General features: G+C 72.6%; 11 protein-coding genes. All 11 read left to right on the top strand.

Going from position 1 to position 15,900, the window contains the following annotated elements; genetic code table 11:
• Nucleotides 1-260: 260 nt before the first annotated feature.
• Nucleotides 261-2,414 carry a putative bifunctional diguanylate cyclase/phosphodiesterase gene (locus ACWCQM_RS01340; RefSeq protein WP_450913326.1) on the top strand — a complete coding sequence of 718 codons (2,154 nt, stop codon included), beginning with the start codon at nucleotides 261-263 and terminating at the stop codon, nucleotides 2,412-2,414.
• Between the two features lie 229 nt (nucleotides 2,415-2,643).
• Complete coding sequence (gene gatC / locus ACWCQM_RS01335) at nucleotides 2,644-2,940, top strand: Asp-tRNA(Asn)/Glu-tRNA(Gln) amidotransferase subunit GatC (RefSeq protein WP_014153935.1); 297 nt, start codon at nucleotides 2,644-2,646, stop codon at nucleotides 2,938-2,940.
• 5 nt (nucleotides 2,941-2,945) lie between these two features.
• Nucleotides 2,946-4,448 (top strand): Asp-tRNA(Asn)/Glu-tRNA(Gln) amidotransferase subunit GatA, encoded by a 1,503-nt coding sequence (gene gatA, locus ACWCQM_RS01330; RefSeq protein ID WP_450913325.1) that lies wholly within the window; start codon nucleotides 2,946-2,948, stop codon nucleotides 4,446-4,448.
• Nucleotides 4,445-4,687, top strand: coding sequence for a hypothetical protein (locus tag ACWCQM_RS01325; protein ID WP_450913324.1), 243 nt, complete (start codon nucleotides 4,445-4,447; stop codon nucleotides 4,685-4,687). The genes gatA and ACWCQM_RS01325 overlap by 4 nt, the downstream gene beginning before the upstream one ends.
• Nucleotides 4,688-4,703: 16 nt before the next feature.
• Nucleotides 4,704-6,212, top strand: a complete 1,509-nt coding sequence (gene gatB, locus ACWCQM_RS01320; protein WP_267079859.1) for an Asp-tRNA(Asn)/Glu-tRNA(Gln) amidotransferase subunit GatB — start codon at nucleotides 4,704-4,706, stop codon at nucleotides 6,210-6,212.
• 301 nt (nucleotides 6,213-6,513) lie between these two features.
• The gene (locus tag ACWCQM_RS01315; protein WP_450913323.1) at nucleotides 6,514-8,625 is read left to right on the top strand and encodes a phosphocholine-specific phospholipase C; all 2,112 of its coding nucleotides are present in this window, start codon (nucleotides 6,514-6,516) and stop codon (nucleotides 8,623-8,625) included.
• A gap of 189 nt (nucleotides 8,626-8,814) precedes the next feature.
• Nucleotides 8,815-11,034, top strand: coding sequence for an MMPL family transporter (locus ACWCQM_RS01310; protein WP_450913322.1), 2,220 nt, complete (start codon nucleotides 8,815-8,817; stop codon nucleotides 11,032-11,034).
• A 48-nt stretch (nucleotides 11,035-11,082) separates the two neighbouring features.
• Nucleotides 11,083-11,652, top strand: a complete 570-nt coding sequence (locus ACWCQM_RS01305) for a GNAT family N-acetyltransferase (RefSeq protein ID WP_450913321.1) — start codon at nucleotides 11,083-11,085, stop codon at nucleotides 11,650-11,652.
• A gap of 35 nt (nucleotides 11,653-11,687) precedes the next feature.
• Nucleotides 11,688-12,341 (top strand): hypothetical protein, encoded by a 654-nt coding sequence (locus tag ACWCQM_RS01300; protein WP_450913320.1) that lies wholly within the window; start codon nucleotides 11,688-11,690, stop codon nucleotides 12,339-12,341.
• Between the two features lie 157 nt (nucleotides 12,342-12,498).
• Complete coding sequence (locus ACWCQM_RS01295; RefSeq protein WP_450913319.1) at nucleotides 12,499-12,678, top strand: hypothetical protein; 180 nt, start codon at nucleotides 12,499-12,501, stop codon at nucleotides 12,676-12,678.
• A gap of 50 nt (nucleotides 12,679-12,728) precedes the next feature.
• On the top strand, nucleotides 12,729-15,779 hold the full coding sequence (locus tag ACWCQM_RS01290) for a helix-turn-helix transcriptional regulator (protein WP_450913631.1): 3,051 nt from the start codon (nucleotides 12,729-12,731) through the stop codon (nucleotides 15,777-15,779).
• The last annotated feature ends 121 nt before the right edge of the window (nucleotides 15,780-15,900 follow it).

Genomic DNA, 15,900 nt, shown 5'->3' with positions numbered 1-15,900 from the left:
AGCGGACGAGGCGGGGCAACAGGGGGCCACGGCCCCCGTCCGGCCCGCCCGCACCACCCGTTCGGCGCATACCAGACAGTCAGGGAGGCGAGGTCCGCATTCGGGCAAGAGCTGCAGAGCGCTGCCCGCGCGGGCCCTCGGCGGCCTACTGTTGAACGAGCACCTGCCGTGCCCGGCCGCGTGGTGGGAATTGGGTCGTGGTGGCATGGGAGCGGGGGCCACCGTGTGACATCGGCACCGCCGGCTGTGAGAGGGACGGAATGAAACCGACCGAGAGCGCCGCAGTGGTGTCGCGGCTGCAGGGTTTCGCGGGCCTCACGTCAAAAGTGGGAGCCGTCGTCGTGGCGGTCGCCGCCGTGCAGCTCGCGACCGGGTTCTACCGAACGGTCCGCGACGGCCACGCACTCTTCCCGGACGGCACGGCGGGCTGGTCGCTCGCCCTGCTCACCGGGATCATCGTGGGCCATCTGGTCGCCCTCGGGCGTGACCGCTGGTGGGGTGGCACTGGTTCCGGCGCCGCCCTCACCCTCGCCGTACTGCTGCTCTACGGCTGGGTGGCCGCCGGCCTCGTCAGCCTCGTCGTCGTGGTGCTCGTCGGCACGGCCAGGCGGCACCGCTGGTGGCAGGGGCTGCTGCACGGCGCGGTCGACATACTCGGCATAGGGGCCGCCGCGCTCGTCCTGGCGGCCTTCGGTGACGTACCCACGGTCGAGACCCCCTGGCGGCCGCTCCACTGGGGCATCGACGCCGTGCCCGAGGTGGTGCTCGCCGCCGGCGTGTATCTCCTCGTCACCCGTGTACTCCTCTGGTACGCCAGGGCCTCCCAGACCGGAGGGCTCACGACGGTCGCGCGCACCGCGCTGCTGCGCCAGTGCCTCGTCGCGGTCGCCCTGCTCGGCATCGCCCCCCTGATCTGCGTGGTGGCCTCGGCGATGCCCGTCCTGCTGCCGCTCTTCGCCGTACCCCTGATCGCCCTGGACTCCACGCTCTGGATCGCCCGCGCGCGGGCCGAGGAGCAGCTGCGGGACCCGCTGACCGGTCTGCCCAACCGCCAGTGGCTCCTGGAGAGAACGTGGACGGCGCTGGAGGAGGCGGGGAGCACCGGCACCAGGTCCGCCCTCGTCCTCATCGACCTCGACCGCTTCCGCGCCGTCAACGACACCCTCGGCCATCTGGCGGGGGACCGGCTCCTGCTCCAGATAGCGGAGCGCCTCCGGCTGGCCCTGCCGCGCGGTGCGGAGGCCGCGCGGCTGGGCGGCGACGAGTTCGCCGTACTCCTGCCGACGGCCGACTCGACCACCAGCGCCCAGCGCGTCGCCCGCCATCTGGTCGCCGAGCTCTCCTCGCCCCTCGACCTCGACGGGCTCACCCTGGTCCTGGAGGCCAGCGCCGGGGTCGCCGTCCACCCCGACCACGCGCTCGACGCCGAAGGGCTGCTCAGGCGGGCCGACGTGGCGATGTACCAGGCCAAGCGCGACCGCACGGGCGTCGAGGTGTACGAGTCGAAGCGGGACAGCAACACCCCGGACCGGCTGGGCCTGCTGGGCGACCTGCGCCGCGCCCTGGACGCCAGGGAGGTCGAGCTCCACTACCAGCCGAAGGTCCGCTTCGACGGCCAGGTGGCCGGCCTCGAGGCGCTCGTGCGCTGGGTGCACCCCGAGCGCGGCAGGGTCCCCCCGGACGAGTTCATCGCGATCGCGGAGTCCTCCGGGCTGATGCCCCACCTCACCGAGTACGTGCTGGAGACCGCGCTCGCCCAGGTCGCCCGGTGGCGCGCGCAGGGGCTGTTCGTGCCCGTCGCCGTCAACGTCTCGCCGCGCGACGTCCACACCCCCGGTTTCGCGGGGAGCGTCGCCGCCCGGCTGGCCCGGCACGGCGTCCCGGCCGGGGCGCTCCAGCTGGAGATAACCGAGCACGTCCTGCTGGAGGACCCGCAGCGGGCCGCCGACACCCTCGCCGGGCTGACGGGGCACGGCGTGAAGATGTCCCTCGACGACTTCGGCACCGGCTACTCCTCACTGGTCCACCTGCGCAAGCTGCCGGTCAGCGAGCTCAAGATCGACCGTTCGTTCGTGGCGCGGCTGGCCGTGGACAACGAGGACGCGGAGATCGTCCGCTGCACCATCGACCTGGCCCACTCGCTCGGGCTGCTGGTGGTGGCCGAGGGCGTCGAGGACGACGAGACCTGGGAGCGGCTGCGGGACCTGCGCTGCGACGCGGTGCAGGGATGGCTCGTCGCCGCCGCGATGCCGCCGCAGGAGACGACCGCCTGGCTCCGGGCACGCGGCGAGCACGGCTGGCGCAGGCCGGCCGAGCTGGAGGCGGCGGCCAGGGCGGCCGTGGCGATGCAGCCCGAGACGGAGCAGCAGCAGCGGCCCGCCGGGCGCGCGGTCTCCGGTCCCGCGACGGCCTGACCGGGGCCGTTCCCGCGGCCGGCGGGAGGACGGGCGATGCCCGCGCGGGCGCTCCGCGACCGTTTTGTCCTCGATCGGCGGGCGGACCCGGCGCGGCAGGACCGGGATCGTGGGGCCGGGGGTGAGGGAGCAGGCGGGGCAGTGGGCCGCGACCCCATAGGATTGGGGGCCGGTGGCACACACCGGCCCCCGGCCAAGACCACACACACCGAACCCTGAGGATCGCTGCATGCCTGGCATCACGCGCGAGGAGGTCGCCCACCTCGCCCGGCTGGCGCGTCTGGAGCTGAAGGGCGAAGAGCTCGAACACTTCGCCGGTCAGCTCGACGACATCATCGGCGCGGTCGCCCGCGTCTCCGAGGTCGCCGACCAAGACGTACCGCCGACCTCCCACCCGCTGCCGCTGACCAACGTCATGCGCGCGGACGAGGTCCGTCCGTCGCTCACCCCCGAGCAGGCGCTCTCCGGCGCCCCGGCCCAGGAGCAGCAGCGTTTCAAGGTGCCGCAGATCCTGGGGGAGGACTAACAGCCATGACGGACATCAGCACCATCATCAAGCTCACCGCGGCCGAGATCGCCGCGAGGATCGCCTCCGGCGAGCTGACGGCCGTCGAGGTCACCGAGGCCCACCTGGCCCGGATCGACGCCATCGACGAGAAGGTCCACGCCTTCCTGCACATCGACCGCGAGGGCGCGCTCGCGCAGGCCCGCGCCGTCGACGCCAAGCGCGAGGCGGGCGAGAAGCTCGGCCCGCTGGCCGGAGTCCCGCTCGCGCTCAAGGACATCTTCACCACGCAGGACATGCCGACCACCGTCGGCTCGAAGATCCTCGAGGGCTGGGTCCCGCCGTACGACGCGACCCTCACCAAGAAGCTCAGGGCCGCCGACGTCGTCATCCTCGGCAAGACCAACATGGACGAGTTCGCCATGGGGTCCTCCACCGAGAACAGCGCCTACGGCCCGACCGGCAACCCCTGGGACCTCACCCGCATCCCGGGCGGCTCCGGCGGTGGCTCCGCTGCGGCGCTGGCGTCCTTCGAGGCCCCGCTCGCCATCGGCACGGACACCGGCGGCTCCATCCGCCAGCCCGCCGCCGTCACCGGCACGGTCGGTGTCAAGCCCACCTACGGCGGCGTCTCCCGCTTCGGCATGGTCGCCTTCTCGTCCTCCCTCGACCAGGGCGGCCCCTGCGCCCGTACGGTCCTGGACGCGGCGCTGCTCCACGAGGCCATCGGCGGGCACGACCCGATGGACTCGACGTCGATCGACGCCCCCGTCCCGCCGGTCGTCGAGGCCGCGCGCAACGGCTCCGTGCAGGGCATGCGCGTCGGTGTGGTCAAGCAGTTCGCGGGCGAGGGCTACCAGGCCGGCGTCGTCCAGCGGTTCAACGAGTCGGTCGAGCTGCTGAAGTCCCTCGGCGCCACCGTCGTCGAGCTGGACTGCCCGTCCTTCGACCTCGCCCTTTCGGCGTACTACCTGATCGCGCCGTCCGAGTGCTCCTCGAACCTCGCGCGGTTCGACGCCATGCGCTACGGCCTCCGGGTCGGCGACGACGGCACGCGCTCCGCCGAGGACGTCACCGCCCTCACCCGCGAGGCCGGCTTCGGCGACGAGGTCAAGCGCCGCGTCATCCTCGGCACGTACGCGCTCAGCTCCGGCTACTACGACGCGTACTACGGCTCGGCGCAGAAGGTCCGCACGCTCATCACGCGGGACTTCGAGAAGGCGTTCGAGCAGGTGGACGTCATCGTCTCGCCGACGACACCCACCACCGCCTTCCCGATCGGCGAGCGCGCCGACGACCCGATGGCGATGTACCTCGCGGACCTGTGCACCATTCCGACCAACCTCGCCGGCAACTCCGCCATGTCGCTGCCCTGCGGCCTGGCGCCGGAGGACGGGCTGCCGGTCGGGCTGCAGATCATCGCCCCCGCCATGAAGGACGACCGGCTGTACAAGGTCGGAGCCGCCGTCGAGGCCGCCTTCGTGGAAAGGTGGGGACACCCGCTGCTTGAGGAGGCTCCGTCGCTATGAGTGCAATGGCTAAGAAGGCCAAGAACTTCAAGAAGTCCAAGACCGGCGCGTACGTGTCCATGGGCACCACCGCCTTCGGCGCGCTCAGCGTCTACAAGCAGGTGAAGATGGCCCGCCAGGACGACGACACGCTGCGGCTGATCGACGCCGCCGTATCCGCCGCCGCGATCGTGACCGGACTCGCGATCCTCTACCGCGAACTCAAGCGTCTCGGCGACGACGACGTCCTGCTGGGCTGAGAGGGAAAGTTTCACCGTGACTGTCATTGACCTGGAGTCGTACGAGGACGCCCTCGCGACGTACGACCCCGTCATGGGCCTCGAGGTCCATGTCGAGCTCGGCACCAAGACCAAGATGTTCTGCGGGTGCTCCACCGAGCTCAAGCAGGACGCCAACTCGCAGACCTGCCCGGTCTGCCTCGGACTGCCGGGCGCGCTCCCGGTCGTCAACGAGATCGGCGTCGAGTCCGCCATCAAGATCGGGCTCGCGCTGAACTGCGAGATCGCCGAGTGGTGCCGCTTCGCCCGGAAGAACTACTTCTATCCGGACATGCCGAAGAACTTCCAGACCTCCCAGTACGACGAGCCGATCGCCTACAACGGCTATCTGGACGTCCAGCTGGAGGACGGCGAGATCTTCCGCGTGCAGATCGAGCGCGCGCACATGGAGGAGGACACCGGCAAGTCGACGCACGTCGGCGGTGCCACCGGCCGCATCCACGGCGCCTCCCACTCGCTGCTCGACTACAACCGCGCGGGCATCCCCCTCATCGAGATCGTCACCAAGCCGATCGAGGGAGCGGGCGCACGCGCCCCGGAGGTCGCCAAGGCGTACGTCGCCGAGCTCCGCGAGCTCATCAAGGCGCTCGGCGTCTCGGAGGCCCGCATGGAGATGGGCCAGATGCGCTGCGACGTCAACCTGTCGCTGCGCCCGAACGGCACCGAGACCTTCGGCACGCGTTCCGAGACGAAGAACGTGAACTCGCTGCGCTCCGTCGAGCGCGCCGCCCGCTTCGAGATCCAGCGCCACGCCGCGGTGCTGAACTCCGGCGGGACGATCGTGCAGGAGACCCGGCACTTCCACGAGGAGGACGGTTCCACCACGGCCGGCCGCATCAAGGACAACGCCGAGGACTACCGCTACTTCCCCGAGCCGGACCTGGTGCCGGTCGCCCCCGCGCGCGACTGGGTCGAGGAGCTCCGCAAGGGGCTTCCCGAGCTGCCCCGGCTGCGCCGCAAGCGGCTGAAGGAGGAGTGGGGTGTCAGCGAGCACGACATGCAGTCCATCCTCAACGCGGGCGCGGTCGACCTGATCGTCGCCACGACGGACGCGGGCGCCCCGTCCGACCAGGCCCGCAAGTGGTGGATGGGCGAGCTCGCCCGTAACGCCAACGAGACCGGCCGCAGCCTGGACGAGCTGCCCGTCACCCCGGCGCAGGTCGCCCGGGTGGCCGAGCTCGTCGCGGCCGGAGACCTCAACGACAAGCTGGCCCGTCAGGTCCTCGAGGGCGTCCTCGCGGGCGAGGGCGACCCGGACACCGTCGTCGAGAAGCGCGGCCTGAAGGTCGTCTCCGACGAGGGCGCGCTGGGCACGGCGGTCGACGAGGCGATCGCGGCCAACGCGGCGATCGCCGACAAGATCCGCGGCGGCAAGGTCGCCGCCGCGGGCGCGCTGGTCGGCGCCGTCATGAAGGCGACCCGGGGCCAGGCGGACGCGGCGCGCGTCCGTGAGCTGATCCTGGAGAAGCTCGGCGTCGAGGGCTGATCCCCGTACGCCTGAGGGGCGGTGCACCCGTGGCCGGGTGCACCGCCCCTTCGCGTCACCCGGCGGCCGTGCATCCGTGGCCGGGTGCACCGCCGCTCGCGTCACCCGGCGGCCGTGCGCCCGCGGCCGGGTGCACCGCCCCTTCGCGTCACCCGGCGGCCGTGCGCCCGTGGCTGGGTGCACCGCCCCTTCGCGTCACCTGGCGGCCGTCGTCACGTTCACCGGCAGGCCCCGCCGCCGTCTTCCGCGGGCCATCCGGGCTGACTAGTTTCCGCCGTAGATACGGAACCGGGAGGCTCACTTGACCACGGACATGTCACGGCGGCGGCTCTTCGCGCTCGGCGGCGGCGCACTCGGCGCCGCGGCGGCGGGATCGTTTCTTCCCCCGTCGCTCCAAGCGGCCATCGCCGCGGATGCCACCGGCGGGACGTCCGGTGGTGAAGGGCTGAAGGACATCCGGCACGTGGTGATCCTGATGCAGGAGAACCGTTCCTTCGACCACTACTTCGGGACCCTGCGCGGCGTCCGCGGCTTCGGGGACCGCAACGCGGTCGTACTCCCCTCCGGCACGTCCGTCTTCGAGCAGCCGGGCCCGTCGGGGACCACCGTGCTGCCGTTCCCCGTGCGCGAGGCGGCCGAGGCCCAGCAGAAGGACCTCCAGTACATCGGCGCCCTCGACCACTCCTGGAACGGGGGTGCCAAGGCCTGGGCGGGCGGCTGGATGAACGGCTGGATCACCGCGAAGTCCGCCGCGACCATGGCGTACTACGACCGCCGGGACATCCCGCTGCACTACGAGCTCGCCGACACCTTCACCGTCTGCGACGCCTACCACTCCTCGATCCACACCTCCACGAGCCCCAACCGCAACCACCTGTGGAGCGGGAGGACGGGCGACGAGCCGGACGGCCGGCGGGCCGTGGGCAACGACGCCTACGACGAGGGCTCCCATCCCGGATACGACTGGGGCACCTACGCGGAGCGGCTGGAGAAGGCCGGGCGGAGCTGGAAGACGTACACGGAGTGGGAGAACTTCACCGACAACCAGATCGAGTTCTTCACCACCTTCAAGGCGATAGCCCGCAAGGCGCTGGTGAGGACCGGCGGGCACACCTACATGGAGTCCTTCTACGCGGCGGTGCGCGAGACGGAGGACGCGGGTGAGCGCGAGCGGCTCCTCGGCCTGCTCGACGAGGGTGTGGCCACCCTGACGACGGCCGAGCGCAGCCTGTTCGAGCGGGGGCTGCGCCGGGTGGAAACGGGCGCCCTGGCCGACGCGTTCGCCGCGGACGTGGCGGCGGGGACGCTGCCCGAGGTCTCCTACCTCGTCCCGTCGGCCGTGGACTCGGAGCACCCGAGCGTCTCCTCGCCGGTGCACAGCGCGACGGTCGTCTACAAGATCCTGGACGCGCTCGGCAGGCACCCCGACGTCTGGCGGCACACCGTCGTCCTCGTCAACTACGACGAGAACGACGGCTTCTTCGACCATGTGCCGCCGCCGGTCGCCCCCGCCGAGGTGACCGAGGAGCAGTGGGAGGGCAGGCCGACGGGGCTGGGCGTCCGCGTCCCCCTGCTGGTCGTCTCGCCCTGGACCGTCGGCGGCCACGTCTGCTCCGAGGTCTTCGACCACACGTCAGTGATCCGCCTCCTGGAGCGCTGGACGGGCGTGGAGGAACCCAACATCGGGGCCTGGCGGCGCCAGGTCACCGGCGACCTCACCTCCGCCTTCGACTTCACCCGCGCCCGGCGGCAGCCCCAGGCGGAGCCGCCCGCCGCGATCCCGCCGTTCGGCGGGCGCTGGCAGCCGAGGCCCCCGGCCGTCCAGCACATGCCCGTCCAGGAGCCGGGCACCCGCCCCGCCAGGCCCCTGCCGTACCAGCCCGACGCACAGGCACGGTGCGTCGAGGGGGAGCTGCGGGTCGCCCTCAGCAACACAGGCCGGTCCTCCGCGCACTTCGCGCTCTACCCGTACGCGAACGAGTTCCCCGCTCCGCAGCACAAGGACGTCAGGCGCACCGGGCAGTGGACGGTGCCGCTGACCGGTGAGGGCTACCGCTTCACGGTGACCGGCCCGAACGGTTTCCGCCGGGAGTTCGAGGGAGCGGCCGACGGCGCGGCCGAGCTCGCCTCCCGTATCGACGCCCACGAGCGCGACCTGCACCTCACGCTGCGCAACAACGGCCGGAGGACGCTGACCTACACCGTCCGGCCGCTCGGTTACGTCGACGAGGACGACCTGCGGGACTGGAGCCGCACGGTGAAGGTCAAGCCGGGGCGCAGCCGCACGCTCGTGCACTCGGCGGCCGACGCCCACGGCTGGTACGACCTCCAGGTGACGGCAGACGGGGAGAGCTCCTTCAGGCGCCGGCTGATGGGACACATCGAGAACGGCAGGGCGAGCGTCACCGGCTGAGCGCACGACGTGGCCAGGGCGCCTCCAGGAGTTCGCGTACGCGAAGTCCGTACGTGTGACCCTGGCCACGAATGCGGCCGAGGACGGCGATCGGCTGTCAGAGTGATGGTTCTCAGGTCATGTGAGGTTTTCCATGAGTTGTCCCATCAACTCCTGACAAATCTCCACGAACCATCAGGAGCACCTCCGTTGGCAGCCCTCGCACGCTGGTGTCTCACGCACCGCCTCGCCACTGTCCTCATCTGGCTGATCGCCCTCGGGGGCGTGGCCGCCGCCGCGGTGTCCGCGGGTTCCTCGTACTCCAACGACTACGAGGTCCCGGGCACCGAGTCGGGCCGCGCGGGGGAGCTCCTGCAGTCCGGGTTCGAGGACCTCGGGGGCGACACCGGCACCGTCGTCTGGCACACCCCGGACTCCACCGTCCGGGACGCCGGCGTCGAGCGCACGATGACCAGGACGCTCCACGCGATCGGGGCGCTGCCCGGGGTCGGTGATGTCGCCGGGCCCTACGGCGCGACCGGCCAGGCGCAGATCAGCGAGGACGGACGCACCGCCTACGCCACGGTCACCTTCGACCACCGCTCCGGCGAGATCCCGCCGGAGCGGGCCGCGGCCGTCGTCGACACCGCGAAGGCGGCCGAGACCGACGGGCTCCGGATCGAGCTCGGCGGCACCGCCGTCGCGGGGACCGGGGCGCCGTCCCTCCATCTGGGCGAGGCCGTAGGTGTGGCCGTCGCCGCGGTCGTCCTCTTCCTCGCCTTCGGCTCGCTCGCCGCCAGCCTGCTGCCCATCGCCACCGCCCTCGTCTCCGTCGGCACGGCCTACGCGGGCACCGTGCTGCTCGGCCATGTCATGACCGTCGCCGACTTCGCGCCGATGCTGGGCATGCTCATCGGGCTCGGCGTCGGCATCGACTACGCCCTGTTCATCGTCACCCGGCACCGGCGTGGACTGAGACGCGGCATGTCCGTGCACGAGGCGGCGCGGAACGCCGTCGCGACGACCGGGCGCGCCGTCGTCTTCGCGGGAGCCACCGTCTGCGTCGCCCTGCTGGGCATGCTGATACTGCGGCTCGGCTTCCTCAACGGGGTAGCGATCGCCGCCTCGCTCACCGTCGTCCTCACCGTCCTCGCCTCGGTGACCCTGCTGCCCGCGCTCCTCTCCTTCATCGGCATGCGGGCGCTGGGCCGGCGCGAGCGCGTACGGCTCGCCGCGCACGGGCCGCGGCCCGAACGGCCCACCGGCTTCGCCGTCCGCTGGTCCGCCTTCGTCGAGCGGCACCCCAGGCTGCTCGGAGCGGTCGCCGCCGTCGTCATGGCGGTCCTCGCGATCCCCACCCTCGGGCTGCACCTGGGCACCTCCGACCAGGGCAACGACCCCGCCACCGCCACCACCCGGCAGGCGTACGACCTGCTGGCCGACGGGTTCGGCCCCGGCGTCAACGGCCCGCTGACGATCGCCGCCCGCCTCGACGGCGCCGACGACCGGCTCGCCCTGGACGGCCTCCCCGCCGTGCTGCGGGCCACCGACGGAGTCGCCTCGGTGAGTCCGGTGACCTACAACGCGGGAGGTGACACGGCGTTCGTCACCGTCGTCCCCGACTCCGCGCCCCAGTCGAAGCGGACCAGCGAACTCGTCGACCGGCTGCGCCACGACGTCCTGCCGCAGACCGAGGAGACCTCCTCGCTCCAGGCCCATGTGGGCGGGGTGACGGCGAGCTACGACGACTTCGCCGGCATCATCGTCGGCAAGCTCCCGCTCTTCGTCGGGGTCGTGATCACTCTCGGCTGCCTCCTGCTCCTGCTGGCGTTCCGCTCACTCGCCGTACCGCTGAAGGCGGCCGTGATGAACGTGGCCGCGGTGGCGGCCTCCTTCGGCGTCGTCGTCGCCGTCTTCCAGTGGGGCTGGGGCAGCGAGCTCCTCGGGCTCGGCAGCGCGGGCCCCATCGAGCCCTTCCTCCCGGTGATCATGGTCTCGGTGCTCTTCGGGCTCTCCATGGACTACCAGGTCTTCCTCGTCGGCCGGATGTACGAAGAATGGCTGGAGACGGGGGACAACCGCCGGTCGGTGCGGGTCGGCCTCGCCGAGACCGGCAGGGTCATCAACTCGGCCGCGGTGATCATGATCTCGGTCTTCCTCGCCTTCGTGCTGAGCGGCGACCGCGTCATCGCGATGTTCGGCATCGCCCTCGCCGCGGCCGTCGCCCTCGACGCCTTCGTCCTGCGCACCCTGCTCGTGCCCGCCCTGATGCACCTGCTCGGAGGCGCGAACTGGTGGCTGCCCGCCCGCCTCGACCGGCTGCTGCCGAGGATCAGCATCGAGCCGCCGGACAGCCCCGTACCGCATGCGAAAATCCCGGAGGAGCGCGCCGACGGCCTCGACCGGCAGGTCGCGCAGCGCGTCCACTGACCCGTCGCGGCACACCGGCACAGGACGTCGCGCAGACCGAGGAGAGCCATGTTCACGGTGTCACTGGGGAACGACGGCGCGGAGCTCCGGCCGCTGGAGCCCTGGCAGGCGGAGGAGTTCCTCGCCCACACGGACCGGGCGCGCGCCCTGGTCGACCCCTGGATCCCGTTCGCCGCCGCGGCCACGGACCTCACCTCCGCCCGTGCGCTGCTCCAGCGCTACGCCGACAAGCAGGCCGCCGACACCGGACGGATCTACGGGATCTGGTGGGAGGGCACGCTCGTCGGCGGCGTCCTCTTCCGGATATTCGAGGCCGAGGCCGGGAACTGCGAGATCGGCTGCTGGCTGGAGGCCGCCGGGGAGGGGCATGGCCTGGTGACCCGCGCCGCACGGAAGCTGATCGACTGGGCCGTCGACACGCGCGGCATGCACCGGGTGGAGTGGGTCGCCTCCTCCGCCAACACCCGCAGCATCGCGGTGGCCGAACGGCTCGGCATGACCCGCGAGGGCGTTCTGCGCGAGGCCTACGCCTACCGGGGCAAGCGCCACGACCAGGAGATCTGGGCCGTCCTCGCCCCGGAATGGCGCGCCGCGAAGGACCGTGACGCCCGGCGTTAAGGAGGTTCTCATACGGGACCCCTAGCGTGCGGCGCATGAACACCACCCCCTCGACCGCGACCACAGACGACACAGAGGAGAAGGAGACAGCGGGCGGGACCGCCGCCGTGCCGGACGTGACGAAGAAGGCCGCACCCGAGGAGGACGCCGTCCCGGAGGGCGTCGCACCGGGCGTGACCGCGTCGGACGTGACCGAGATGGTCGTCGCCGCGACGGACGCCGCGGCGGAGGACGGCATCGAGACGGAGCTGGAGCCCGACCCCTACGCCGAGGCCGAGGCGGCCGCCGCCGCCGGGGCCGGCACGGGTGCCGCGGCCGTGGTGGCCGCGGGGCTCGGCATCGTCTCCCTCACCGGAGCGTGGACCGGCCGGGTCGCCGCCGAGCGCGAGACCCTGATCGGCCAGATCAAGACCTCGGGCGGCGGCAGCGCGGCCCAGCAGATCTCCGAGATCTACGGCGACGCCTGGCACAGCACGGCCCTGGTCAACGGGCTCTTCGCGCTCCTCGCCCTCATCATCGGCGTCTTCGTCCTGGTCCGCCCCGCCTTCGGCGCCCCCTCCGCCCGCCCGCAGGCCGGATGGGTCCGCTCCGTCGCCCGCGCGGGCGTCGCACTGGGCGTGCTCGGCGTGCTGATCTCCGTGGCGATGTACTTCGACCTCATCGTCTCCCTGCCCTCCGCAGCCGGCTGAGGACCCGGCGGCAGCCGCCTAAGGCATCCGCCACCCGGGCCTAAGGCCCCTCGCACGCAGAGATGCGGCAGTCGCCCGATGTGGCGGCACCCCCTGGCGGACGAGAGTAGGGGCACGGCAACGAGCCGTGCCCCTACTCGCGTTCCACACCAGGGAGATGACCATGTACGCGTACGAACTCCACCAGCTCAACGTCGCCGAGCTGATCCGCCGGGCCGACCAGCAGCGCACCGTCCGCCAGGCCGTGCTGGCCCGTCGTGCCGCCCGCCGGGCACGCCGCCAAGACACCGAAGGGCAGGTGGGAGCGGAGCGGAGCGGCTTCGTCCACGCCGCGTAGCGGTGGACGCCCGGCAGAAAACCGGCGCCGGGGTGTCGTACACCTATGCGATGCTCAGCGGCGTGGAGACCAATACCGTCAGCCCCGTCTTCGTCGGCCGGGCCGCTGAGCTCGCCGCGCTCACCGAGACGCTCACCCGCGCCTGCGCGGGTGAGCCGCAGGCGCTGCTCATCGGCGGCGAGGCCGGGGTCGGCAAGACCCGGCTGGTCGAGGAGTTCCTCACGGCGGCCTGCCGCCGTGAGGCCGTGGTGGCCGTCGGCGGCTGTGTGGAGATCGGGGCCGACGGCCTGCCCTTCGCCCCGTTCGCCACCGCGCTGCGGGCCCTGCGCCGGGCGCTGCCGGAGGAACTGGCCGAGGCCGTGGCCGGCCAGGAGGGCGAGCTGGCCAGGCTGTTGCCCGAACTGGGTGAGGCCGAGCGGGCGTCGAACGACGAGCACGGCACCGCCCGCCTCTTCGAGCTCACCGCCCGGCTGCTGGAGCGCGTCTCCGCCACCCGTACGGTCGTCCTCGTCCTGGAGGACCTGCACTGGGCCGACGCCTCCACGCGTCATCTGCTCGCCTACCTCTTCCGCACCCTGCGCAGCGGCCGTCTCGTCGTGATCGCCACCTACCGCGCCGACGACGTCCACCGCCGCCACCCCCTGCGCCCGCTCCTGGCCGAGATGGACCGGCTCCGCACGGTTCGCCGCATCGAACTCGACCGCTTCAGCCGCGCCGAGGTCGGCCGGCAGCTCACCGGCATCCTCGCGGTGCTCCCCGACGCGGCCCTGGTCGACGACATCTTCGACCGCTCCGACGGCAACGCCTTCTTCGTCGAGGAACTCGCCCGGAGCGTGGAGTGCTGCGGCGGGGACAGCTCCGGCCTCTCCGACTCGCTGCGCGACCTCCTGCTCGTACGCGTGGAGGCCCTGCCCGAACACGCCCAGCGGATCGCCCGCGTCCTGGCCGAGGGCGGCTCCACGGTCGAGCACCCGCTCCTCGCCGCCGTCGCCGGACTCGCCGAGGACGAACTCGACGGGGCCCTGCGGGCCGCGGTCGGCGCCAACCTGCTGCTGCCCGCGCCCGACAGCGAGGGATACCGCTTCCGGCACTCCCTGGTCCGCGAGGCCGTCAGCGACGACCTGCTGCCGGGCGAACGCACCCGCCTCAACCGCCGGTACGCCGAGGCGCTGGAGGCCGACCCCTCCCTCGTGCGCGCCGACGAGCGCGCCGCCCGCCTCGCGAGCTACTGGTACGCCGCGCACGACCCGGTCAAGGCGCTGCCCGCCGTGCTCCAGGCGGCCGTCGAGGCCAGGCGCCGCTTCGCGTACTCCGAGCAACTCCGGCTGCTGGAACGGGCCATGGAGCTCTGGGACGACGTCCCCGACGAGGTGCGGGCCACCCTGCGTCCGCTCGACTACGCCGAGGTCTACCCGGCCTGCGGCTGCGAACCCCGTACCGACGCACTGCGCTACCTCGACCTGATGGCCGAGGCGGCGGTGGCCGCCCGCTTCGGCGGCGACCGCGAACGCGCCCTGACCCTCACCAAGAAGGCCCTGCGCATCCTGGACACGGGCACGGACCCGCTGCGCGCCGCGTGGTTCTGGGTGCAGCGCTCCTATCTGATGCAGAGCCTCTCCCGGGGTGACGGCTGGCAGGAACTGGGCACCGCCCAGGACCTGGTGCGCGGCACGAGCCCCTCCGCCGTGCACGCCGACGTCCTGGCGGCGGCCGCCAGCTGGGGCGCCCTGCACCGGCCCGGGCCCGAGACGCTGAAGGCCGCCGACCGGGCGGTGGAGTACGCCCGGCTGGTCGGCGAGGAGTCCATCGAACTGCACGCCCGGCTCACCCGCGGCTGGCTCACCATCGACGCGGGCGGTGTCGAGGAGGGCCTCGCCGAGATGTACGCCGTCCGGGACCGGGCCGAGGAGCTGCACCTGGTCGGCGTGATGAGCAGGGCGAGCATCAACCTCCCCTCCTCGCTCGAATCCACCGGCCGTTCCCTGGAAGCGGTCTCGGCCGCCGACCACGGCATCGAGATCTGCCACACCCACGGACTCCCGGACTCCGAGGCCTGGGTGCGGGCCAACCAGGCCCAGTCGTACTTCTCGCTCGGGCACTGGGAGGAGAGCCGGGCCGCCGTCGACGTGGCCGCCCCGCTGGCCAGGTCCCGCAAGGCGCACGGCCTCGTCGCCTCCCGTCGGGCCGATCTCGCACTGGCCCGCGGCGACTTCGAGGAGGCGCAGGAGCAACTGGTCCTGAACCGCCGCCATCTCGGCCTCCACGACCCACAGCCGCAGCATCTGATCAGCCCCGTCCGGCACGCCGTCGCGCTCGCCGCCCAGCAGGGCAGACTGCCCGACGCGCGGGCCGCGTTCGAGGCGCAGTCCGAGATCGGCCTGCCACCGGGGACCCAGCGGTACTCCCTGCCGCTCCTGCACACCGTCGCGTCGGCCGAGGCCGACGCGCGCGGGCTGCCCGCCACCGATCCCGGCCGGCCCGCGATCCTGGAGCGCGTCCGCACCCATCTGAGGCAACTGCCCATGCTGGTGCCGGTGTGGGCCGCCTACGGGGTGCTGGTCGAGGCGGAGCTCGCCCGTGCCGAGGGCGAGGACACCCCGGACCACTGGCGCCGCGCCGCCGAGGCGTTCGGCCCGCTCCAGCGGCCCTACGAGCTGGCCCAGGTCCGGGTCCGCTGGGCGGAGTCGATCCTCACCGCCACCGGCGAGCGGACACCTGCGGCTGTACTCCTGCGCGAGGCACACGCGGTGGCGGCACGGCTCGGGGCGAGACCGCTCGCCGAGAGCATCGAACTGCTGGCGGGCCGGGCCCGGATCGCGCTCGCGGGAGCCGGCGACGAGGCCGCGGACGAGGAGGAGCCCTCCGACGAACCGGGCGCCGCCGTGGACGTGATCGAGTCCTTCGGGCTGACCTCGCGCGAACAGGAGGTGCACCGGCTGGTGGCGGCGGGATACACCAACCGCCGGATAGCGGAGGAGCTCTACATCTCCCCGAAGACCGCGAGCGTGCACGTCTCCAACATCCTGGCCAAGCTGAGCGTCTCCAGCCGGGGCGAGGCGGCGGCCGTCGCGCACCGCTTCCGGCTGTACACCGTGGGCTGAGACCCGGCCGGGCCGCTCCCGGCCGTACGCCGTGGGCCGGGACCCGGCCGGGCCGCTTCCGGCCGTACGCCGTGGGCCGGGACCCGGAGGGCCGCTTCCGGCCGGTCCGGAGTGCTGGGAC

This window comes from Streptomyces sp. NPDC002125, assembly GCF_053593715.1.
This window is presented reverse-complemented; position numbering and strand designations above follow the sequence as displayed.